17 protein-coding genes are annotated in these 23,256 nt (G+C 64.1%); 10 read left to right on the top strand and 7 right to left on the bottom strand.

Features of this window, described 5'->3' with window-relative positions; translation table 11 throughout:
- Nucleotides 1-195: 195 nt before the first annotated feature.
- Entirely contained in the window at nt 196-1,422 is a 1,227-nt protein-coding gene (locus Pan44_RS20190) for an NAD(P)/FAD-dependent oxidoreductase (protein WP_145032978.1), read from the top strand.
- A 94-nt stretch (nt 1,423-1,516) separates the two neighbouring features.
- On the opposite strand, the gene glpQ is transcribed toward Pan44_RS20190, so the two are convergent.
- On the bottom strand, nt 1,517-2,686 hold the full coding sequence (glpQ, locus tag Pan44_RS20185) for a glycerophosphodiester phosphodiesterase (RefSeq protein ID WP_197453510.1): 1,170 nt from the start codon (nt 2,684-2,686) through the stop codon (nt 1,517-1,519).
- A 230-nt stretch (nt 2,687-2,916) separates the two neighbouring features.
- Between glpQ and Pan44_RS20180 the strand changes: the two genes are divergently transcribed.
- The 3 genes from Pan44_RS20180 to Pan44_RS20170 all read left to right on the top strand — a co-directional run bounded on the left by Pan44_RS20180 (nt 2,917) and on the right by Pan44_RS20170 (nt 7,102).
- Complete coding sequence (locus Pan44_RS20180; RefSeq protein ID WP_145032973.1) at nt 2,917-4,029, top strand: peptidylprolyl isomerase; 1,113 nt, start codon at nt 2,917-2,919, stop codon at nt 4,027-4,029.
- Between the two features lie 632 nt (nt 4,030-4,661).
- Nucleotides 4,662-5,966, top strand: coding sequence for a PP2C family protein-serine/threonine phosphatase (locus Pan44_RS20175; RefSeq protein WP_145032970.1), 1,305 nt, complete (start codon nt 4,662-4,664; stop codon nt 5,964-5,966).
- Nucleotides 5,967-6,082: 116 nt separating this feature from the next.
- Nucleotides 6,083-7,102 (top strand): LLM class flavin-dependent oxidoreductase, encoded by a 1,020-nt coding sequence (locus Pan44_RS20170; RefSeq protein WP_145032967.1) that lies wholly within the window; start codon nt 6,083-6,085, stop codon nt 7,100-7,102.
- 5 nt (nt 7,103-7,107) lie between these two features.
- On the opposite strand, the gene rlmH is transcribed toward Pan44_RS20170, so the two are convergent.
- The 5 genes from rlmH to fba form a co-directional block, all read right to left on the bottom strand.
- Nucleotides 7,108-7,578: a 23S rRNA (pseudouridine(1915)-N(3))-methyltransferase RlmH gene (rlmH, locus tag Pan44_RS20165; RefSeq protein ID WP_145032964.1), complete on the bottom strand. Its 471-nt coding sequence runs from the start codon at nt 7,576-7,578 to the stop codon at nt 7,108-7,110.
- A gap of 5 nt (nt 7,579-7,583) precedes the next feature.
- Nucleotides 7,584-8,432: a type II secretion system F family protein gene (locus Pan44_RS20160; RefSeq protein WP_145032961.1), complete on the bottom strand. Its 849-nt coding sequence runs from the start codon at nt 8,430-8,432 to the stop codon at nt 7,584-7,586.
- A 96-nt stretch (nt 8,433-8,528) separates the two neighbouring features.
- A complete protein-coding gene (gene xylA, locus Pan44_RS20155) occupies nt 8,529-9,842 on the bottom strand; it encodes a xylose isomerase (RefSeq protein ID WP_145032958.1) in 1,314 nt (437 codons plus the stop codon).
- A gap of 230 nt (nt 9,843-10,072) precedes the next feature.
- On the bottom strand, nt 10,073-13,273 hold the full coding sequence (locus Pan44_RS20150; RefSeq protein WP_197453509.1) for a PVC-type heme-binding CxxCH protein: 3,201 nt from the start codon (nt 13,271-13,273) through the stop codon (nt 10,073-10,075).
- A gap of 259 nt (nt 13,274-13,532) precedes the next feature.
- Entirely contained in the window at nt 13,533-14,564 is a 1,032-nt protein-coding gene (gene fba, locus Pan44_RS20145; RefSeq protein WP_145032952.1) for a class II fructose-bisphosphate aldolase, read from the bottom strand.
- Between the two features lie 187 nt (nt 14,565-14,751).
- On the opposite strand from fba, the gene Pan44_RS20140 reads away from it, so the two are divergent.
- Genes Pan44_RS20140 through Pan44_RS20115 form a run of 6 tightly spaced genes read left to right on the top strand, consistent with a single transcriptional unit; the run spans nt 14,752 to nt 21,754 of the window.
- A complete protein-coding gene (locus Pan44_RS20140) occupies nt 14,752-15,057 on the top strand; it encodes an ArsR/SmtB family transcription factor (RefSeq protein ID WP_145032948.1) in 306 nt (101 codons plus the stop codon).
- Nucleotides 15,058-15,116: 59 nt separating this feature from the next.
- The gene (locus Pan44_RS20135; protein WP_145032945.1) at nt 15,117-16,031 is read left to right on the top strand and encodes a sulfurtransferase; all 915 of its coding nucleotides are present in this window, start codon (nt 15,117-15,119) and stop codon (nt 16,029-16,031) included.
- Nucleotides 16,032-16,041: 10 nt separating this feature from the next.
- On the top strand, nt 16,042-16,998 hold the full coding sequence (locus tag Pan44_RS20130) for an inorganic phosphate transporter (RefSeq protein ID WP_145032942.1): 957 nt from the start codon (nt 16,042-16,044) through the stop codon (nt 16,996-16,998).
- A 22-nt stretch (nt 16,999-17,020) separates the two neighbouring features.
- The gene (locus Pan44_RS20125) at nt 17,021-18,865 is read left to right on the top strand and encodes a prenyltransferase/squalene oxidase repeat-containing protein (RefSeq protein ID WP_145032940.1); all 1,845 of its coding nucleotides are present in this window, start codon (nt 17,021-17,023) and stop codon (nt 18,863-18,865) included.
- A gap of 18 nt (nt 18,866-18,883) precedes the next feature.
- Nucleotides 18,884-20,740, top strand: a complete 1,857-nt coding sequence (locus Pan44_RS20120; RefSeq protein WP_145032937.1) for a polyprenyl synthetase family protein — start codon at nt 18,884-18,886, stop codon at nt 20,738-20,740.
- A gap of 6 nt (nt 20,741-20,746) precedes the next feature.
- Nucleotides 20,747-21,754 carry a prenyltransferase/squalene oxidase repeat-containing protein gene (locus tag Pan44_RS20115; protein WP_145032933.1) on the top strand — a complete coding sequence of 336 codons (1,008 nt, stop codon included), beginning with the start codon at nt 20,747-20,749 and terminating at the stop codon, nt 21,752-21,754.
- Nucleotides 21,755-21,765: 11 nt separating this feature from the next.
- Here the strand turns inward: Pan44_RS20115 and Pan44_RS20110 are convergent, their stop codons facing one another.
- Nucleotides 21,766-23,220, bottom strand: a complete 1,455-nt coding sequence (locus Pan44_RS20110; RefSeq protein ID WP_197453508.1) for a leucine-rich repeat domain-containing protein — start codon at nt 23,218-23,220, stop codon at nt 21,766-21,768.
- Nucleotides 23,221-23,256: the final 36 nt, after the last annotated feature.

The raw sequence follows: 23,256 nt of genomic DNA, 5'->3' as shown, positions 1-23,256 counted from the left end.
CAGGACTCCGACACCATTCAGCGTAGAACCGCCCCTTAAGCCCCTGATGAGCCCTTCTTAAGTTCCTGTTCATGTTCCCTGACGGGCGTTCCGTAAGACGCCCGGGTGGCCAAACAGGGGGCTCTGCAAGTCTGCTGATTGGGTTAGGATCGGTGCATTCCAGGTGGCCGCTCCGTCGAACCAGAGACCTGTTGAGTGGATCTCAAGAGCCCTGAACCTCTCTGGCCAGTCCTGAACGGGCTGCTGGCGTCCTTTCCGGCACTCGAGCAGGACGCACATGCCGAGGTGGCCATCATCGGCGCGGGCATCACCGGCGCGCTCATCGCCGATCGGCTCGCACGGGCCGGTCTCGACGTCGTCGTGGTCGACCGCCGGGAAGCGGCCCACGGAAGCACAAGCGCCAGCACCTGCCTGCTGCAGTACGAAATCGATACGCCACTCCTGGAGTTGATCCAGCGACATGGCGAGCGTCACGCCGTGCAGGCCTACCGTCTCTGCTCCGCGGCGATCGATTCGACCACCGAAATCGTTGACGGGATCGCCGCAGACACGGGCGACTTGTGCGGTATCCGCAAGACGCCGAGCTGCTGTTTCGCGAGCACGCCGGAAGACGTCCCCGCACTGAAGGAGGAGGCGCTGTTGCGTCGGCAGCGGGGACTCGATGCCCGCTATCTGTCGGCCGGCGAACTCCAGGAACTGTTCGACTTCCACCCACCGGGAGGTCTCTGGTCCGATCATGCGGCGGAAGTGGATGGGTACCGTCTCACGTACCGGCTTTTGGCGCGGGCCGTGTCAAATGGGGCACGCGTTTTCGATCGGACGGAGATCACGAACTTTGTCCATTCGCCGGAAGGCTGGAACCTGGCGACGGATCGCGGCGCAGCAATCAGGGCAAGGCAGCTCATCGTGGCCGCAGGGTATGAGGCGACATCCCTGCTTCCGCGCGGGCTCGTGTCGCTGCACAGCACCTTCGCGATCGCGTCGCAGCCGCTGAAACAGTTCGACGGGTGGCCCGAGCGGTGTCTCTTCTGGGAAACGGCCCGGCCCTATCACTACGGACGAACGACGGCGGATGGGCGCGTGCTGTTCGGCGGGGAAGATGAGCCGTTTCGGTCTCCCCCCGCGCGCGACGCCCTGGTCGGCGCGAAGGGACTGAAGCTCCAGACCCGTTTCCAGGCTTTGTTCCCGCGCATACCGATCGAGGTCGAGTACGCGTGGGCCGGAACATTCGCCGAGACGGACGACGGTCTGCCATTCATCGGCCGCCATCCCGACATCCCCGACGCATTCTTTGCGCTGGGCTACGGAGGCAACGGGATCATCTACAGCGTGATCGCGGCGCAACTTCTGCACGACGCGATCATGCGAAAGAGCAGCCCTGATGCGGGACTGTTTGCATTCGGGCGAATGGAGCGAAGGTGAATCGTCCGCCCCGCCTCCGCGCGGAGCGGGAGGAAATCCTTCAGAATCCTCCGTGAACTTCACCTTCGTCGCGAAGTCCGGGACCTCCGCCGGCTCACTCTCTTCGCTTCAGCCATTGGACCGAAAGATCGGGGAAGTCGGTGCACACGTCGTCGACTCCCGCGACCGCAAACAGGGCTTCATGGAGCCCGTCGATCGACGGGCAGTTCTCCGGGAGCGCGTCGCGGCGGACGACGCCCGAAATCACGCGCAGGCCGGCCTCGTGGGCCAGGCGCGTGAAGTCGCCTGCGCTGGGATGCCCGGCCTGATCCCAGGTGACTACACGGGCCTGGTTCGGAAAAACTCCCTCCACGAAACCGGCGAGTTCCTTCAGTCCGTCGGAGGTGGCGAGGGCCTGGTAGTCCGAACCATCCTCCCCGGTCCGTCCGGCCCCATAGATCATCATCAGCCGGCCGCGCCAGCCGAGGTCCTCGCGGAGGCGTTTGAGGGTGGTCTTCTCGAAGCACTGAATCCAGCAGAGGGATTCCCGGTCCCTGCCGTACCCATGCCGCGTCAGCACGTCGCACACGATCCGCGCAATGTCGCGCCCCTCGTTCGTGTGAAACGTGGGCTTCTTGATCTCGGTGAACAGTCCCACGCTGCGCCCGGTGCTGAAATTGAGCCCCTGGATGAAGGCGATTTCTTCTTCGAGCGTGTGGAGATGGCCGGTGTAGCCGGTCAGCGGGAACCGCTTCGGCGAAACGGGCTTGCCCGACTTCGGGTCGAAACGCTGGGTCGCCTTGAGCTGCCGGATCTCCGCCAGCGTGAAATCGATGGCAAAGTAACGGCCATCCGCGCGCTTGCGGTCGGGAAAGCGGCTGGCCACATCGGTGACGCCGTCGAGGTGGATGTCGTGAAGGACAATCGGGACGTCGTCCCTGGTGAGAACCACGTCCTGCTCGAGGTAATCGGCGCCCTGCGCATAGGCCATCGCCTTGGCGGGAAGGCTGTGTTCGGGCAGGTAGCCGCTCGCGCCGCGGTGAGCGAAGACCAGGTGGTCCCCGGCGTGCAGCGACGCGGGCGAGAGGAGGCAGATCGCGAGCAGGATGAGTTTCATGGCTGCCGACGGCGACGGAATCGGTGAAGGGGTCGTCGCCAGGGGGTTGGGGAACGGGGCGGGATCGACATCGCCCGGGGCGTCTCCCACAGCGGAGAGTCGCGGTGTGCTGCGGGAAGCGATTGCGGGCCGGCGATTGTCGGCCGCCCGCGACCACGCGGCAAGCACGGGCTTCTGTCGGATGTACGATCGTCGCCGGCCTCGGCGGCCGCCTGTCGGCGATCGACCGGCTTGGTCTTGACTCATTTTTTCAAACGGGCCTATAAGCCGCGCGGAAATCAGGAGGGAGTCGTCCGGCGGCAGGGGCGGTGCACGGTCGCATCGGTTCGTCGGAACCATCTTCGGGATCGCCTTGTCATGCGAACGCCCGCGGCTTCCTCCCCTCAGGAGAACCTGTCATGAGTGAACGGATTCACTCGAGCACCGGGCCGAACGGCGCGGGTTCGAAGCGCCGCTTGACGTCGATCGTTGCCGGAACCGGAGTCGCCGTCGTGGGCGCGGGTCTGGCCTTCCAGTTTTTCCGGGCGGAACCGGCCCATTCGCAGACGCAGGCGCCGAAGACGGCCGCCGCTCCGCAGACGACGCAGCCCGTGATGGCGCGCGTCAACAATCAGCCGATCTACTACGACGCAGTCGCCAAGGAATCGGTGAACCGGGTCGGCGCTGAAGTGCTCGACAACCTGATCAACCGCCTGATCATCCTCCAGGAATGCGATCGCCGCGGCATCACGGTGTCGCAGGAAGAAGTCAGCCGCGAAGTCACCGAAATCGCCAAGAAGTTCAACCTTCCGGCCGACACCTGGTACCAGATGCTGCAGTCGGAGCGCAACATCACTCCGCAGCAGTATCGCGACGACGTGATCTGGCCGATGCTCGCGCTCAAGAAACTCGCGGGGACCGAATTCAAGCCGACGAACGAAGATATGGACCACGCCTTCAAGCGGGACTACGGCCCGCGCGTGAAGGCCCGTGTGGTGCTCGTCGATGGCAACATCCGCCAGGCCAACGAAGTCTGGCAGGAGTGCGTCGCCAATCCGGATGACTTCGACCGCATCGCCCGCGAGAAGTCGGCCGATCCCAACACCCGCGCCCTCGGCGGCGTCGTCCCCCCGATCCGGATGTACGGCTCCCCGGAACAGGCCCAGGTCGAACAGGCGGCGTTCAAGCTGCGGACCGGCGAGGTCTCGCCCGTGATCGAGATCGATCAGAACCGCTACCTGGTCATGAAGTGCGAAGGTCGCACCGATCCGGTCGTCACCGACATCAAGGACGTGTGGGACGAACTGTACAAGCAGGTCGTCGAAGAGAAGACGCAGGCCGCCGTCGCCTCGGTGTTCGAGAAAGTGAAGAAGGACGCCCAGGTCCAGAACTTCCTGGTGAACTCGACGACCGGCGTGAAGAAGCCGGCCGGTGCTGGCGTTCGCCCGGCATCGGCGGAAGTTCCGGGAGCCGCGGGAACGAGGCCCCCGGCCGCCGTCAGCCAGCAGCCTGGCGCGGCAATCCCCCGCTGATCGTTTTAAGCTGCCGGCCCGGCGACGGGCCGAGGATCCATTCAGAGGCCGCCATACGGGTCAGGCGGCGGCCTCCTGCACCGCAACAGCCCGGGTCTCTCTCGCAAGAGGGAGTCGCCGGGCTGCGGCGTTTGAGACGGCCGTCTCCAGGCGCGGACCTGCTCTGCCGATGGCTCCCCCATCGCCCTCTTCCGCGACTCCGCGCGCAACCCGACACGTGTTGATGGAGGGCCACGAACATGCGAACCGCAAAGTCGTCACGGATTCCAACCCGTCCCGTCGGCATTCAGATTCGAAGGGGACAAGGCCACAGCCGTCGTGTCATGGGGAAAAAGGGGAGGAGAGGGCGAGAAGTACGCGACCACCCATCAAAGCGCGCGCCTCGCTCGCTCGCCGGCACGCATCCGCCGGGACGCCAGTTCCCATCGCAGAGAGACTCCTGGTTTTTCCGCACGCGGGAGAGTCCCTTGGACCTGTCGCACAGCGTTCACTAGGATAAAGTGTCCGAAAAGCTCGATCGCACGGAGTGTCCCCTCGGGATCACGCCGGGCGGGCCGTTCGAGGGGACGCGTTTCGAGTTGTCAGTTCCATCACGGGCCAGCGTCGCTCGCCCCGCACTTTCGGTTCTGCGTATGCGTTGGGAGCAGAAACTCCAGCATGCAACGCTGTCTGACGTTGGGCTGCGGCGGCAGAACAACGAAGACTCGGTCGCGTCCCATGTCTGCGGGAGCGAGGCCGAATTTGAGCGCCGGGGTCACCTGTTTCTCGTGGCCGACGGTATGGGAGGGCACGCCGTCGGGGAACTGGCCAGCCAGATGGCGGCCGAATCGATCCCGCACGCCTGGAACAAGCTGCCGGGCGATGACATCGCCCAGGTGCTCCGCGAATCGGTCGTAACGGCGAACAGTTTGATCCACGAGCGAGGTTCCTCGAACCGCGACTTCCTGCGGATGGGGACGACCTGCACGGTCCTCGCGTTGACGGCCGGCGGAGCCTACGTGGCACACGTTGGAGACAGCCGCTGCTACCGGATTCGCCGCGACCGGATCGACCAGCTGACGTTCGATCACAGCCTGCACTGGGAACTGCAGCGCCAGGCTCGCGAAACCGGCATGCCCGTCGAGCTCCCCGAACATCGAAACATCATCACGCGGTCGCTCGGGCCCGAGGCGGAAGTTCAGGTCGACGTCGAAGGACCGTTCCTGATCCTGCCGGGAGACATTTACCTGCTCTGCAGCGACGGACTGTCGGGGGAAGTGCGCGACGACGAGATCGGGGCCCTGGCGGGTGAACTCTCCCCGACTCAGGCCTGCCGCATGCTGGTTCACCTGGCGAACATGCGAGGCGGGGGGGACAACTGCACCGTGACGGTCGTGAGAGTCGGCGAATTGCCCGCGAACGTGCCGCCCCCGGAACTTCCGATCGAGTCCCTTCCGAAGCAGTCGGTCCCTGCGCCGACATTGATCGCGGGCGGGGTCGCGCTGGCGGTCCTCGCGCTGGGCGTGATCACGATGCTGATGGGACAGATCGTGATGGGGGCAGTCCTGTCGGCGATTTCGGCGGCGGGACTGATCGTGCTCATGGCGAAGCGGCCCAAACCGGCCGTCGTCGAATCGGCCCCGGAAACCGACCTCAGCCGGACGAATCTGTGGCGCCCCTACCGGACCGCGGTGAGCCGGCCGACGCAGGAAATCTACGAGAGCCTTTCCAATCTCGAGGGCCAGGTCGCCAAGGTGGCCCGCGACGAGGGTTGGCCGGTGAACTGGTCGCAGCATACGGCGGCCATTCAGGCGTCAGTGCAGGCACGTCTGGAACAGCGGTACGCGAAAGGGCTGCGCGATGTTTCGCGGGCGATCGACCTGCTGATGAACGCGCTCTACACGGCCCGGCGCACGCCGCGTCCGGCGGCCGTTCCGGAACGCGGCGGGGCGGCATAAAGCGGCCGAAGAAACCGGTCGGCGGGCAGAGCGAAGGTCGGGCGCAGGGTGTCCGGGTTGACCAGCGCGTCTAGGATGGAACTGGAGGTTTCTTTCCCGTTTCAGATCGACTTCTGATGGCACGTCTTTCGATTCTCGACCTGGCCTTCATTCCGGAAGGAAGCACTCCGCGCGTCGCGCTCCGCAACAGTCTGGACCTCGCCCGGCATGCCGAGGAATGGGGCTACCAGCGTTTCTGGCTGGCCGAGCATCACAATATGGTGGGAATCGCCAGTGCAGCGACTGCCGTGGTGATTGGCTATGTCGCAGGCGGCACCCGAAAGATCCGCATCGGCGCCGGCGGCGTGATGCTGCCGAACCATTCACCACTGGTGATCGCCGAGCAGTTTGGCACCCTGGAATCGCTCTATCCCGGGCGGATCGAACTCGGCCTGGGTCGCGCCCCGGGCACCGATCTGCTCACCCTGCGGGCGCTGCGACGCGGCCCCGAAAGCGCCGATCGCTTCCCGCAGGACGTCCAGGAACTGCAGTCGTATTTCTCCGCCGACGCCACGAACCTAAAGATTCGCGCCGTGCCGGGAGCAGGGCTCGAGGTTCCGCTGTGGATCCTGGGATCGAGCCTGTTCGGAGCCAGGCTCGCGGCGGCGATGGGGCTCCCCTACTCCTTCGCATCGCACTTCGCGCCGGCGGCGCTGGAACACGCGATCGAGATCTACCGGACCGAATTCCAGCCTTCCGCACAACTGGATCGCCCGTATGTTTCGGCAGGAGTGAATGTCGTTGCCGCGGAAACGGACGAGGAGGGAGGGCGGTTGTTCACATCGCTGCAGCAGCAGTTCACCCGGCTCGTGCGGGGGACGCCCGGGCAGCTGCCGCCGCCGGTCGAATCCATGAACGGGGTGTGGTCGCCGGTCGAGAAGATGCAGGCGTCTTCAATGCTGAAGTACGCGTTCGTCGGCTCACGCCAGACGGTGCACGAACAACTGGCGGCGTTCGTCGAGCGAACCGGGGTTGATGAAGTGATCGTGGCATCGGCGATCTACGACCATGCCGCGCGGTTGCGGTCGTACGAACTGCTGGCGGACGGCTGGGACGCCGGATGCGAACTCGAGAATGCGGCCGCCGCGGTGGAATGAGCGGCCTATTCCCGGTGGTAGGGATGGCCTTCGAGGAGAGATGCGGCGCGGTAGAGCTGTTCGGTGAGGAGAACTTTTGCGAGCCCGTGAGGGAGCGTGAGCAGGCTCAGGGCCCACAGGGACCGGGCCCGATCCTTGATCTGCGGCGCGAGACCATCGGGACCGCCAATGACCAGGACGATCGTTTCGCCCCCCTGTTTCCATTTTCCGATCAGCGCGGCAAGTTGCTGTGTCGTCCGCTGGCTGCCACGTTCATCGAGGGCGATGACATGCGAGTTGGACGGAATGCGGTCGAGGATGCGGGCGGCCTCGGCCTCGAGAATGACGCTCACCGGACGGCCTTGAGAGCGGGGCTCGGCCTTGAGGTCGATGAACTCCACCTTGAAGTGAGACTTCAGACGCTTCGCGTATTCGTCGACGCCCGCGAGGACCCAGGCAGGCTGTTTTCCGGTGACCGACAGGATGACGATGCGCATGCAGACTACAACCGGGCCGCGAGGATCCTGCGGGCCATGAGATAGGCCGAGAGATTCAGAAACGCGGCCAGGCCGAGCATCATGATGCCCACCGGCTCCGTGAAGAGACGCGTCGTCTGAAGAGGGTCGAAGAAGACGTAGTAGACCGCAAGGATGATCGGCGGAGCGCAGGCCATGTAGAGGGCCGACTTCCTGGCCTGGGCGGTCTCGGCCTGGAGTTTTCGTTCGAGCCGCTGCAGTTCGCGGACTGAGACCGCGATCCGCTCGACCGTTTCGTTGAGGCGGCCGCCGCTGGTGCGGCTGGCCTCCAGTGCCGCGGCGAAGAGGGCGAAGTTCTGACTGCGAAGGCGCTCGCGGGCCTCGCGCAGGCAGACTTCGAGCGTCTTTCCCATGCGGTATTCACCGAAGATCTGCCGGAACTCCTGCTGGATCGGCCGGGGACACTGCTGGGACAGAATCTCGAGCGCCTGCGGCAGCGACAGGCCTGAACGAACGGCACTGGAGAACGAGACCATGGCATCGGCCAGCTGGTCTTCAATCTGGACGCGGCGCTTTTCGGCGATCCTGCGGATGACAAGCCACGGAATGGCGGCGACAGCCAGGGCTGCGATCACTCCGGCCCAGATGGAAGCCATCACAACCGTGACGGCGAGGCCAGTGAGGACACAGACGATGATCCAGCCTCGCACCCAGGTCCCGGCCGAGCGGGTGGGGAGTCGGAGATTGCGAAGCTGAGTCTTGAGGTCGGTTTCGATGGCGCCGACGCCGCGGCGAAGGAAGTCCTCGCCGGCGATCACCGAGAAGGCGATAGCGGCCCCCCAGAGGAGCGTGGCGATGACGGCGAGTTCGGGCATGAGCTGACGGGTGGCACTGGCTCTGCCAGTGCGATGAGAATTAGGGCTCCGTCTTGGATTGCACTGGCGAAGCCAGTGCAATCCGACGCACGCCGTCTACAGATAGTCGTTGATGATGTTCTCGAGGTATTCCTGACGGCCGGATTCGTTTCGGGCCGCTTCGCCTTTCTCGAGCATGTACTTCTCGAGGTCGGCGAAGGTCGCTTTCCCGTCTTCGACCTGCTTCCCGATGCCCTCATCAAAGCTGCGGTAGCGCTTCGCGACAAACTGATCGAGAACGCCATCTTTACGGAGGGCGGCGGCGATCTTCGTGCCGCGGGCAAAGGCGTCCATCCCGCCGATGTGGGCGTAGAAGAGATCGACGGGATCGAAGCTCTCGCGGCGGACCTTGGCGTCGAAATTGACGCCGCCGGTTCCGAGCCCCTGCTGCTTCAGGATGACCAGCATGATCTGGGTCGACAGATAAATGTCGGTCGGGAACTGGTCGGTATCCCAGCCGAGCAGCGCGTCGCCCGTATTGGCGTCGATCGATCCGAGCGCGTTGTGGATGCGGGCGACTTCGAGTTCGTGCATCATCGTGTGACCGGCGAGCGTGGCGTGGTTCGTCTCGATATTGAGCTTCACGATGCCATCGAGTCCGGCGCGGCTGATGAAATTGAGGCAGGTCGCGGCGTCGAAGTCGTACTGGTGCTTCGTGGGCTCCTTCGGCTTGGGCTCGAAGAGGAACTGGCCCTTGAAGCCGATCGACTTCGCGTGATCGTGCGCCATGTGCATGAACTTCGCGAGGTGATCGAGCTCGCGTTTCAAGTCGGTGTTGAGGAGGTTGTGATAGCCCTCACGGCCGCCCCAGAAGACGTAGTTGACGCCGCCGAGATCGTGGGTGACTTCGATGGCTTTCTTCACCTGGGCTGCGGCGTAGGCATAGACATCGGCGTTGCAGCTGGTGGCGGCTCCGTGCATGTAGCGCGGATTGGAGAAGAGGTTGGCGGTGCCCCACAGCAGTTTGACGCCGGTCTCGCCCTGCTTGTCCTTGAGCTTCTTCGCGATCTCATCCAGGTTCTTATTGGACTCGCGGAGGGTGGCGCCTTCCGGCGCGACGTCGCGGTCGTGGAAGCAGTAGAACGGCGCCTGGAGCTTCGTCATGAACTCGAAAGCGACGTCGACCCGCTTCAGTGCGTTGGCGACGGAGTCGCTGCCGTCATCCCACGGGCGGGAGAGAGTCGCGGCGCCGAAGGGATCGGTGCCGGTGCCGCGGAAGGTGTGCCAGTAGGCGACGCTGAAGCGGAGCAGGTCCTTCATGGACTGCCCTTCGACAACCTCCTCAGGGTTGTAGTGCTTGAACGCCAGCGGGTTCTTCGACTTCGGGCCTTCGTAAGCAATCTTCGAGACTTCAGGGAAATACGCGGCCATCGAACCACCTGAGCGCAAGCAGACCCGGGGATAACACCACTCTCGACGAGGCGGCGAGTCTACGATGTGAGGGGGACGTTGACGACTGATGGAGACTGCCTCCAGATGTCGCCTCGAGCCGATTGTGTGTTTTTCCGCGTTTCGAGCCACCCGGGCGGCCAAACGCAAAACACCCCGGCTGCCTTGCAGCGGCCGGGGTGCGGGATCAGGAGCAGGTTGGGATTTCGCGCTCAGCCCTCGAGCGCCTTGATCCAGGCGATGACGTCGGCGACGTCCTGGGCCGAGAGATCCTTTTCAAGGCCGACGGGCATCAGGGACTGGCCAGTCGATTTCAGGATCTCGATCTGCTCGCGTGGGATGACATCCTCCTTGCCTTCGGCACGGCGGAGCGTGACGGACGAGTCGGTTTCCGAGACGAGGATGCCCGTAAAGATCCGGCCGTCGTCAGTGGCGACGGTGTAGTTCATGAACTGCGGGAGTGCTTCGCGATTGGGATCGAGAACCGCCAGCAGGAGGTCGCGGGGAGACTTGTTCTTCACCGAGACCAGTTGCGGTCCGACGAGGAAGCCGTCGTTTCCGACCTTGTGACACTGGGCACAGGTCTTCTTGAAGATCGCGAGGCCGCGTTCGGCGTCTCCCTTTTCGAGGGCCGGCTCGTACTCGGCGACAATCTTGAGACGGTCGGCCGAGGCCGCTTCAAAGAGTTTCGACGCCAGCTCACGGATCGACGCATCGGGATGGATCCGCAGTTGCTCACGACGGTCGGCGGGGAGCTCGACGGCTTTCACGGCGCCCGACTCGACGGCCGCCAGGAGAATCTTCGTGCGGGAAGGAGATCGCATCAGACCTTCGAGGAACTCCACCCGGAGCGCCGGCGCCGCGGAGGACCAGTGGGAGACCATCCACTCGGCCGACTTGTCTCCGGCGCTGTCGGCGACGGCCTTCGCGATGACCGTCTGCAGGCTGGAGGGAGTCTGCGGAGTGAGAGCTTCTTCGGCGACGCCCAGCAGCGAATTCGGGTCGCCCATCGCGAGAAGCTGGAAGGCCTGGGATCGGGCGGCGGGCTTCGCGTCGCTCTCGGCGGCGATCCGGGCGGCGTTCTCGAGTTCGCCGGTGATGACGGCTTTCGCCTCGGGGCCGAGATCCTCGCGGGCCAGAAGGTCGACCAGCGACAGTCCACGCTGGCGAAGCCCCACAAGGCTGGCGCGAATGGCCTTGGACATGCGATCGGCCGGAAGCTTGTTCTCTACCAGGGAATTCAGGAGCTTCGTGAGGTCGTCGCTGCCACGGGTGGCGGCGAGCGAGATGAGCTGATCTGAAAGGGCCGCCAGTCCGGACGTCTTCGGCTGTTCCGGCTTGCGGGAGAGTTCGGCCAGAACAGCGGACGCCGTCGCTCCGGCGCGATCGACGACCGACGACATCAGGGCGTCGGACAGTTCCTTCTTGCCGTCGATCCCCTGGGACAAGGTGAGGAAGGCCGGGATGAACCTGTCGGTCGGCCATTCGGCAATGGCGATCGAGAGACGGAACCGGAACGGAGCGAAGGACGACAGGTGATCGGCGTCGACCGACAGCGCGAGGTACTTCTCGGCGATCTCGGGATGGGAGGCGACGATGCCGCCCACCTGGACAGCGAAAGCGGCGACCTGAGGCTGGTTGCTGGCGAAAGCGACGTCGAGAACGTGGCTGACGTCGGCGGGCTTCAGTGAGGCGAGTGAGTTCAGAGTCGCGAGCGCGTGCACCAGGCCGACGTCGCTCTTCGTTTCATTCAGGAGTGTGCGAATGGCGGCGACCACCGATTTGTCCTGCCGTTCCGTGAGCAGGCGGCTGGCGGTCTGGCGGTGCCAGGCGTTCTTGTGGGCGAGGAATGGAACGAGTTCGGCGGAGGAAAGTTTTCCGAGGTTCGCGATCTTCGGTTCCTTGAAACCGGGAGGGGCAAGGCGCCAGACGCGGCCCCATTCGCTGCCGCTTTCGAGATCGAGATGGGCCTTGATGTCTTCGGGAATGGAGTACGGGTGCTCGATCGTTTCGCGGTACATGTCGAGCACATAGAGGCAGCCGTCCGGACCGTTCACGAAGTTCACGGGACGGAACCAGGTGTCGGTGGAGGTGACGAATTCAATGTTCTGGTCGGCACGCGTGGCAACCAGGGCCGCTCCGTTGGGAGCGAGCGTCTTGCGGTGGATGAGGTTTCCGCCGACATCGCCGACGAAGACGTTGCCTGAGAATTCCGGGGGATAGGCATCGCCGCGGTAGATCGTGACGCCGGTTGCCGATGTGAAGAATCCACCCGTGACGCTGCGCTCGGATTCCGACAGCCTTGCAAGCGTCTTGGGATCGGCGATGCGGCGTTTTGTGCGAACGATGCGCCAGGGCTCGGGAGGACTGGTGCGGAAGACCGGGGCGGCCGGGCCCTCCGTGGCAATGCTGCGGATCATCTGCGACGGGGTGAATCCTGCCGTGCGGTTGGCGGCGGAGAGCGGGAACACCTCCTGGCGGATGTGATCGCTGTTGCTGGAGACGAAGCGATTGCCGAAGTCGTCAAAACTGTTGCCGAACTGGACGGCCCCGGCGATGCGTTCGAACCACTCGGGCCTGTAGGGCTTTTCCGGCGTGGCCGATTTCGCTTCGGCCGGAGGCGTGCCGAGGATGGCCTTCGGATCGAAGATGAAATCCTGTCCGCGCAGCGGGCCGATGGGGACGCCGTTCCAGACGAGGTCGCCGCCGTTGGGACCACCGGCCCCGCAGATGCGATTGTCGAGCGTCCACTTGAGGTTGTTGGCGGCGGCCTGGACGTTGTAGCGGCTGAAACCAGTCAGGACGATCTTCTTCTCATCGGCGACGCCGTCGCCGTTGGTGTCCTTGATGTAGTAGAGGTGCGGGGGAGCCAGGACGAACACGCCGCCGTCGTAGCAGGCGACCGACATGACCCAGCTCAGGCCGTCTGCAAAGACGGTGCTCGTTTCGAACACTCCGTCTCCGTCCTTGTCTTCCAGACGGCGGACGAGGCAGGCGTTGTGCTTGCCGATGGCCGTCGGCTGCTGCGGGATGCGGATTTCCTCGGAGTAGGGATAGCTCTTGAACTCAGCGACATACATGCGGCCAGCTTCATCGAAGGCGGCGTCGACCGGATCAGCGACGTTGGGCTCGCTGGCGGCGAGCTGCATGTCGAAGCCTTTCTGGATGGCGAGAGTCTTCTTCGCCTGATCCGGCGTAAGGCCGGGGATTCGATCGATCTTCTCGGGATTGGCAGCGGGATCGACGGTGACCGGATCGATGCGGGTTTTGTCGGCAACGATCGCGGGAGGGACGGCAGCGGGAGTTGCGGCAGGCTTCCCGGTTTCGGCCTTCGGCGGCGACGGGGGCGCGGCGAGAGCGAACAGGGACAGCGTGAGCGCAACACATGCAACAACGACAGCGACCGGCCTCATTCGAGATTCCCCTGAAGAAACAGCTTTTGACGGCGCGGTCGCATCATAAGCAAGCGGCGCGAAATTCACGTTGGTGGGCGCCAGTTCCGGTCCGGGGCTGTCGCATATTTGGACAGGAATGCGGAAAGGGAGCGTCGTAACAGCTGCGCATTTGCGATCTGCCGGCAGTTGCATCGGACTCAAACGCAAAGCACCCCGGCTGCTGGAGCAGCCGGGGTGCAAGCAATGCGGAACAGGCTGCCGCCTGGACTCCTGCGAATCAGACCTTGATCTTGCGGGCGTGGCCGGCCTGGCCGAACGCGACCATGCGATCGATGCAGACCTTCTTCATCGCTTCGCGGGCCGGCTTGAGGTAGTCACGCGGATCGAACTTCTCCGGGGTCAGCGAGAACACCTTGCGGATCGCGCCCGTCATGGCCATGCGGTTGTCGGTGTCGACGTTGATCTTCCGCACGCCGTGCTTGATACCCCGCTGAATCTCTTCGACCGGAACGCCCCAGGTCTGGTTCATCTTGCCGCCGTACTTGCGGATCTCGTCCTGCAGTTCCTGCGGAACCGACGAGCTGCCGTGCATCACGAGGTGCGTGTTCGGCAGGCGGCGGTGGATCTCTTCGATCACGTTCATCGCCAGGATGTCGCCGTCCGGCTTGCGGGTGAACTTGTAGGCGCCGTGGCTGGTGCCGATGGCGACGGCCAGAGCGTCGACCTTCGTGTCGGCGACGAACCGCTCAGCCTCTTCCGGATCGGTCAGGTGCGACATCGCCCCTTCAGGCTCCGGCTCCTGCTCAAGGTCCGCATCGTGCGGCTCAGCGGCCTTGGGAGCGGCGGAGGGCTCCTTATGCTCGAGCGAGCCGAGCGTGCCAATTTCACCTTCGACCGAAACGCCCTTGGCATGAGCAAGAGCGACGACTTCCTTCGTCACCTTCACGTTGTAGTCGTAGTCGGCCGGGGTCTTGGCGTCTTCCAGCAGCGAGCCGTCCATCATCACGGAGGTGAATCCGTTGTCCATGGCGGAGATGCACGTCTTCGGGCTGTTGCCGTGGTCCTGGTGCATGACGACCGGGATGTGCGGATACAGCTCGACGGCCGCCAGCATCAGGTGGCGGAGGTAGTTGTCCTGCGAGTAAGAGCGGGCGCCCCGGGAAGCCTGAACGATGACCGGCGATTCGGTCTCGTTGGCAGCTTCCATGATCGCCTGGATCTGCTCCATGTTGTTGACGTTGAACGCGGCCACGCCATAGCTGTTGGCGGCGGCGTGATCGAGAACGGTGCGCAGATTGACAAGAGGCATCGGAAACAGACCTTCTTCAAACGGTTCGAGATTTCGAATCGGCGAATGTAGAGCAACGGGCGGAAGGCTGCAAATCGCGACCAGGTCGCTCAGCACACGCGGGCGATTGTGGGACGGAGACGATGCGTTTAGACTGGCCCCGTCAGTTGAAAAGTTCCTGCACCATCACCTGCATTTCTGAAGGTCCATGCCGTCCAAGGCCCAAGACGTCTGCTGTGCCGACATCCTGAAGGTGCTGGCCAACGACATCCGGCTTCGAGTCGTGCAGCAGCTTCTGGACGGCCCGAAAAACGTGTCGCAGATCAATGGAGAGCTGAACGTCGAAAAGACGCTGCTCTCCCACCATCTGAAGACGCTCCGCAGCAACGGTATCGTCGAGACGAAACGAGCCGGCAAGAACATCGAGTATCGGCTGGCGGCGCACATCGAACTGGCGCGGCGGGGGGGCGGCCTCGACCTGGGCTGCTGCCAACTCGTGTTTCTCGAACCGTAATCCAGCCGGCCTGATCCGTTTCGCCCGGCGCTCCACGGACTTCACTGCGATCTGAATCCATGAAGAGTCTGTTTGCAGCGGTTGTTTGCGTTCTCTCGGGGTCGGCGGCGTGGGCCGACATCGGAATTATCTCCCCTGCCGAGGCCCGGACGATGATTGAGTCGCCGGATCCGTTGAAGCGTCCGATCGTGCTCGACACGCGAGGGGGCTACAAGGACTACTTCCGCGGCCACCTGCCGACGGCGCACCACCTTAATTTCGATACGCTCCGCGGGACCGATCTGGGCGTGCCGGTGCAATACCTGCCCGATGAAATCACGCGGACCCTGCTGGTCCGGGCGGGTGTCGACAGGGACCGGGTCCACCTGATTTACGCCACGGGAGAGGCGCTGCCGAACGACGAAATCCTGAGCGCGAGCATGGTGGCGTATGTGCTCGAAAAATTTGGCGTCAAGGAGATCCGCATCGTCGATGGCGGACTGCCAGCCTGGAAAAAAGCGGAACTGCCGGTGACCCAGGAGTATTTCGGAAATCCGAAAGGGCGCCTGCCGGCAACGATGAATCCCGGCATCGCGCTGACGGTCGATGACCTGCTCGCGAGGAAAGGCCAGGCGGGCGTCGTGCTCGTCGATGCCCGACCGAAGAATGAGTATCTCGGCGACGACGACATCTGGCTCCGCAAAGGTCACATCCCCGGAGCGGTCAGCTTTCACTGGGCCCGGCTGATGGAGGACGACAACACCCACCAGTTCAAGTCGCCGACGGAAACCAAGCCTGAACTGGAAGCGGCAGGACTGACGCCGGACAAGGAGATCCTCGTGTACTGCGGCACGTCCCGGGAGGGAAGCCTGCTGAGGTTCTACCTCAAGCACGTGGCGAAGTACCCGAACGTCCGTCTGTATGAAGGATCGTGGAAGGAATACGCGTCGCTCAAGAAGTATCCGGCGGAAACCCGGGAAAACGTGGGCAAGTGACAGGCGCATCGTGCTGATCGCCCTGCTCTTCCTGGCGGCCTGTTTCGTCGCCTTCACGAACGGCGCCAACGCCAACTTCAAGGGCGTCGCGTCCCAGTATGGCAGCGGGACGACCACGTTACGCACGGCCCTCTACTGGGGGACGGCGACGACATTTGCCGGTTCGCTCGCGGCGGCATTCCTGTCGCACGGATTGATCAACCGCTTCGGCGGGCGAGGGCTCGTTCCCGAGTCGCTGATCCAGACGCCGCACTTCCTGGTCGCGGTGGCGCTCGGGGCGGCGGCGACAAGTTTTCTCGCGACGCGGTTCGGTTTTCCAGTGTCGACCACGCACGCGCTCGTCGGGGCGCTGTGCGGCGCGGGGCTGGTCGGAAGCGGCTCGGACGTCCATTTTGAAGTGCTGGGCAAACTGTTTCTCGCCCCCCTGTTCTTCAGCCCGGTCATCGCCGCAGTGATGGGGGGAGTGATGTATCTTGTGATGCGCCCCTTGCGACTGGCGCCGGACCACAGGACGCGGACGCTCGACACACTGCACTTCATCAGTTCCGGGGCGGCGAGTTTTGCTCGTGGTCTCAATGACACTCCGAAAATGGTGGCCCTTCTCGCCGCGGTGCCTAACCTTCCGGTCACCTGGGGGTTTGCAGTGATCGCGGTGTTGATCGCCCTCGGCGGACTGCTGGACGCCGACCGGGTTGCCGAGACGCTGGGAAAGAAAGTGACCGCCATGAATCCCGGGCAAGGCCTGGCTGCGAGCATTGCAACGGCAACACTCGTCACGACCGCGAGCCTGCACCAGTTTCCGGTGAGCACCACCCACGTCAGCGTAGGCGCGCTGCTGGGTATCGGAGTGACGACGCGACAGGCAAAATGGAAAACCGTCGTCGAGATCATGCTGGCATGGGTGAGCACGGTTCCGTGTGCGGCGGCGCTGGGCGCGATGTTCTACCTGCTCGTTTCACGACTGTGACCGGGAAAATTGTGACCGGGACATGAGAGAGCAAGCGATCCAGGAACCCGCCTCGAACGACAGCCTCGCGGATGCGCAGCGAGCCACGACGGCCGCGCTGCTGGCGGAATGCGGTCCCGACGGCCATTGGATCGGGGAGCTCTCCACCTCCGCATTGTCGACGGCGACCGCGGTGATGGCGCTCGAATGGATGCAGCGGGCGCGTCCGGAACTGAGGCCGACGCTGCGGCTGCTCATCGAGAACGGTCTGCATTGGCTGGCCAGGCATCAGAATCGTGACGGTGGCTGGGGCGACACCGTCCTGAGCATGAGCAACATCGCGACGACGATGTTGTGCGACGCGTCGTTCCGGGCGGTCGACACGGAGCGATATGCGAATCTGCTGCACCGGTCGCGGGCGTGGATCGATGCGGCCGGTGGTGTCCCGGCGCTGCGGAAGCGTTACGGCAAAGACAAGACGTTCTCGGTTCCGATCCTGACGCACTGCGCCCTGGGAGGAGTCGTTCCGTGGACAGAGGTGATGAGCCTGCCGTTCGAACTGGGTTGCCTGCCACACCGCTTCTTCCAGTGGATCCGACTCCCGGTCGTCAGCTACGCCCTGCCGGCGCTCATCGCGATCGGGCAATTGGTTCACACCAGACGGCCTTCGTGGAACCCGGTGCTGAGAAAGGTCCGGAATCTCGCCCGCCCTAAGACGCTGGATCTGCTGACAGCGATCCAGCCAACAAGCGGCGGGTTCCTCGAGGCCGCTCCGTTGACGAGTTTCGTCACGATGAGCCTGGCCGGAATGGGACTGGCGCAGCATGAGGTCGCGGAAAAAGGACTCCAGTTCCTGATCGACTCGGTCCGGCCGGATGGGAGCTGGCCGATCGACACGAACCTCGCGACCTGGGTGACGACACTTTCGGTCAATGCACTGGAGGAGAACTCCATCACGCCGGAGCACGCAGAGCTTCTTCTGCGATGGCTTCTCGGGCAGCAGTACCGGTCAATCCACCCGTACACTCAAGCCGCCCCGGGAGGCTGGGCGTGGACCAATCTGAGTGGCGGTGTTCCCGATGCGGACGACACCCCGGGCGCGATGCTGGCCGTGATCAAACTCGCGGGACGGCTCGGCGGCAGGGATGCCGCGCTCGAGAGCGCGGCCCGGGAATCGCTGGAGGCGGCGGCGACGTGGCTTCTCGATCTCCAGAACCGCGACGGCGGGTGGCCGACGTTCTGCCGCGGCTGGGGAGCCCTGCCCTTCGATCGCAGTTCCAACGACCTGACGGCCCACGCCCTCCGGGCGCTCCACGCTGCGCAGGTGTTCGATTCCTCCGTCGTCGACGAGCGACGGGCGGCAACAGCGAGGGAACGCGGACTGCGATTCTTGAAGAAGAACCAGGGAGGCGAAGGAGCCTGGAGGCCGCTGTGGTTCGGGAACCAGCACGCGCGGGATGATGAGAATCCGGTTTACGGAACGTCAAAAGTCCTCGTGATGGCGGCCGAACTTGGATTTCCTACCGAGATCGATTCTGAAAAGGGGGCCAGGTGGCTGGCCGGAATCCAGAATGCCGATGGAGGCTGGGGGGGGGCGGAGGGGTGTCCCTCGAGCATCGAGGAGACCGCGCTGGCGACGGAGGCGCTGCTCGAGATGGGGGACGACGGTCGGGTCGCCGCCGATCGGGGACTGAGGTATCTGGGGCAGGCTGTTCGTGACGGTCGCTGGCGAAACGTGTCTCCGATCGGGTTCTATTTCGCGAAGCTGTGGTATTTCGAGCGACTTTATCCGATGATTTTCACGACTTCCGCCATGAACAGAGCGCGGAAGCTGCGGCGTACGCCGGACAATACGAAGCCCTCCGTCACCGGCGGTTCGCCCCACTGACATCCAGGATGTATTGAAATGAGCTTGTCGGCGTCTGTTGATGAAATCCCCGCCCAGTCGACCGATGCTGAATTGCTGCAGGAACGAAACGGCAAGTCCGCCTCCGGGCGCGAGAAATCGGGCCGCAGCACAAGCCACCTGAAAATCGTTCCCGAGACTCTCGAACAGCGGGAGCACATCAAGCGCGAAGCCGAGGGCTACGCAGCGAAGCTCGACAAGAGCCGGGCCTTCACGAAGGCGCAGCTCGAACAGCACGCCCGCAAACTGCTGGAGGAACTCGGCCAGCCGGAGAAGTACCTCGGTTTCACGATGGTGATGATCGGGAACTTCTTCTGGAAGAAGCAGTTCCTGGCGTTGCCGTTTAACCGGCGGATGCTGTTGCTTCCGCACTGCCTGAAGCACGCGGACGGCTGCCCGGCAGACTACGATGAGTTCGGGCTGGATTGCGAGAAGTGCGGGGCCTGCTCGATCGCGGACTACAAGGTGCGGGCGGAGCAACTCGGTTACAAGGTGCTCGTGGCCGAGGGGTCGCCGGTCGTTCTCAAGATCATCGTCTCGGGGCACATCGACGGCATTCTGGGGGTGGCGTGCCTGAACGTGCTGGAAAAGGCGATCGACAAGATCCTCATCGCCGGCGTGCCGTCGTACGCAATCCCGTTGCATTCGGGGGATTGCAAGAACACGACTCTCGACGAAGCGTGGGTGTGGGAATGCCTCGATAAATACGAGCCACTCGATGAACCACAGACGGCGAGCTACATCCCGCTGATGCGGCGGGTGCAGACCGTCTTCGAGAAGCAGTTCCACTCGCTCGTGCCTGGAGCGTCTGAGACACCCCGGGCAGGAGCCGCGAGCAGCCCGCTGGCGTTCACGGCGGACCTCGCCCACGACTGGCTGCAGAACGGCGGAAAACGTCTGCGGCCCTTCGTGACACTCGCGGCCTACGACGCGCTGACGGGCGGCAAGGCCGTGAACGCTCGCACGGAAGAGGACCTTCCCGAATACGGGCCGGAAGTGCTGCGGGTGGCCATGGCCATCGAGGCGTTCCACAAGGCATCGCTCGTCCACGACGACATCGAAGACGGCGACGATTTCCGCTATGGCCGCCGGACGATCCACAATGAGCATAGCCTCGGGGCCGCGATCAACGTCGGAGACTTCCTGATCGGGCTGGGATACCGGCTGATCAGCGTGAACCGCGGACTGCTCCCGAACGACGCCCTGGCGGACATCCTCGACCGGCTGGCCCAGGCGCACCTCAAGCTCTGCGAAGGCCAGGGAGCCGAGTTGCAGTGGACCAGCACCAAAGAGATGCTGACCCCGCTCGAAGCGATGAAGGTCTACGCACTGAAGACTTCGCCCGCCTTCGAAGCGGCGCTCTATGCAGGACTGCGGCTGGCCGGTCCGGTGGATGCCTATGAGTCGATGCTGACGCAGTTCTGCCGGCATGTGGGGGTCGGTTTCCAGATCCTGAACGACCTCCAGGACTGGCAGGAACACGCGTCCAACAAGAACTACACGGCCCGCGATGCGGAAACCGCGAAGCCGACGCTGCTGCTCGCGCTGGCTGCGGCTGCAGCTTCGCCGGAAAAGAAGCTCGAGCTCGATGCGATCCTGAGCGACGCAACTCCCCCACTGGCACGGATCGAGCGGTTGCGAAGGCTGTACCAGGAGCTTGGCATCTTCGACCAGGCGCGGGCACTTGTGGAGAAATGCAGGGCCAAGGCCGAAGCACTGGCGGACGAAACGGAGCCCGATGCGCTTCGACAGCTGCTGTACTTCCTGACCGACACGATCCTGTCACAGGAATCGAGCGAGCCGCCCCAGATTTCAGTGGTGCCGCTGTCGATCGTGACGCGTCACGCCTCGGCCTGATCGTCCATGAGCGACGCCCCTCTGCGGTCCGAGCCCTATCTGTTGCGCCTCGGCTCACGGCTGGGTAACGGGCTGCGCGGTCTCGAACCGGCGCGGCGCGAGGCGCATCGGCAGTACCTCCTGTCGCAGCAGAACGACGACGGCGGGTTCACAGGACGCATCGTGCCTGACGAGGATGACGATCCGGATCAACCGCCCGCCCGCGATTCGGACCTGTACTACACGTCGTTCGCCGTGCGGGCCATGGGACTGCTCGGGACGTTCTCGCAGGACGACGCCGAGCGAGTGGCGCGGTATCTCCAGGCGATCGGTCGCTCGAGCGCCAGTGTGATCGACGTCGTCAGCTGGCTCTACTGCGCCGTGATGGTGCAGCTTCAGGGAGGTCCGGACGTCCTGGCCGATGCCCCGGCTGACTGGCCGCAGAAACTCGCGGCCACGCTCGAAGAATTCCGGACCCGAGACGGCGGCTATGCGAAAACCCGCGAGGGAGCCATCGGGAGCACTTATCACACGTTCCTGGTCGTGCTCTGCCTGGAACTGATCGGTCAGCCCCTGCCGGAGCCCGACCGCATCGTGGCGTTCCTGCTCGATCGTCGGCGCGACGACGGAGGCTTCGTCGAGATCGCTCCCATGAAGAACAGCGGGACGAATCCAACGGCCGCAGCGGTGGCCGTTTTGACTCTGCTCGACGCCGTCACGGACGACGTCCGCGCCGGAGTGAGCGAGTTCCTGCGCGGGGTTCGTGGCGACGACGGCGGGTTTCAGGCGAACGAGCGGATCCCGTTCTCGGACAGCCTGTCCACATTCACCGGCTACCTGACGTGCCTCGACCTCGGGCTCACGGACATACTCGGGCCACGGCAGATCCGGAAGTTCCTGGCGGAACTGGAACTGAAATACGGCGGGTATCGCGCGGCTATCTGGGATAACGCCGCCGACGTCGAATACACGTTCTACGGATTGGGGCTAACGGCGTTGATGCGTCAGGGCGAGGCGAATCCGCCGGCGCGGTGAGCCGGCCCCGGTTACGGACCGGTGATCCGGGCCTGTGGCAGCGAGCTTCGCAGCGTTGCGATTCCCTGCGAGGACACGCCGGCGCCCCGCACGTCGATCGCGCGCAGCGACTTCCACCTGGCCATCAGCGCGAGTCCTGCGTCCGTCACTCCCGTATTCTGCAGTTCCAGGCGCCGCAACCCTGCCAGCGATTGCAGGTGAATCAGCCCCGCGTCACTCACCTTCGTGCCGCCCAGCGAGAAACCCGGAAGCGGCGGCAGTCCCGCCGGCGGCGTTGCACCCGATACGATCTCTTCCGTCGCCGCGTCACCCTCCGACTGCAGCCGACTCAGTTTCGCCAGCTGGACAAGTCCGGCGTCGGTCACCTTCGTCCCCGCCAGTTCAAGCATCTGCAGCTTCGGAAGACCACAGATCTGTTCCAGCCCCGCATCACCGACTTGCGTGTGGCCCAGATCGAGCGTGTGCAGATCGGCCATTCCCTTGAGATGAGCCATTCCGGCATCGGTCACGCCGGTGTGATCGAGCACCAGCCGCTGCATGCGCCGATGCTGCGCCAGGTGGGCCAGGCCCGCATCGCTCACCAGGCAGAAACTCAGAGAGACCCCCGGCAGCCGGGGAAGCTGCTTCAAATGGACCAGTCCCGCGTCCGTGATCCGCGTGTTTCGCAGGCCCAGCCACTGAAGGTTCTGCATCCCGCTCAGGTGTGCGAGTCCGTCATCAGTGACCTTCGTCCCTTTGAGGCCCAGCAACTGGAGCTGCACCATCCCCTTCAGCGACTCAACCCCCTCGCTGGTGATCCCATTGTCGGCGAGATGAATCGCTTCCAGTTTGCGAAGTCCGGTCAGGTTTGGCAGTCCCCGATCAGTGATCTTCGTCCCGGCGAGGCTCAGTTCGATCAACTCCCGCAACCGGCCGATCCACTCGAGGTCCGCGTCGCCGGCAGGAGTTCCGGACAGGTTCAGGCGGGTGATTGTCTTGTTGTCGTCGCCGAAGGTCACCTTCCCTTTGAGCTGCTCGATGCGTGCCAGCACTGCGTCGGACGCCGGCGGATCGGATGTCAGGTCGACGATGACGATCTGCGCCGCCTCGCGAACATCGATTCGCGGAATGCCATCGACGGACGTCACAACGCCAGTCACCCGGATGGTCTTCTGATCGAAGTGTTTCGCCGGATCGACGATCCCCGCGTCATTGAGTTTCGCCGCGCCGGCCCGATCGATCACGACGGCGAAGTTCTTCTCGTCGCGGAAGTCTTCTTCGGCATCGAGATAGATTTCGCCCCGCTTCTCGAGCCGATCCTTGGCCGTCTTCACCTTCATCTCGACGAAGACCGACAGTCCGTCTTTCACCCGTGCTTCGACGGGCGTCAGGGGAGGCGCGGCAACGACAGGCGTCCAGGTCGCGGCCATGACCACGAAGCAGAGGCTCGTCGACACTCGGCACAGGGCATCACGAATGAGAGACATCGAGACCATCAGAGACTCACACTCACGGGATACTGT

The organism is Caulifigura coniformis, assembly GCF_007745175.1.
Taxonomy (GTDB): domain Bacteria; phylum Planctomycetota; class Planctomycetia; order Planctomycetales; family Planctomycetaceae; genus Caulifigura; species Caulifigura coniformis.
The sequence above is the reverse complement of the archived record's forward strand: the minus strand, read 5'-3'. Positions and strand labels throughout refer to the sequence as shown.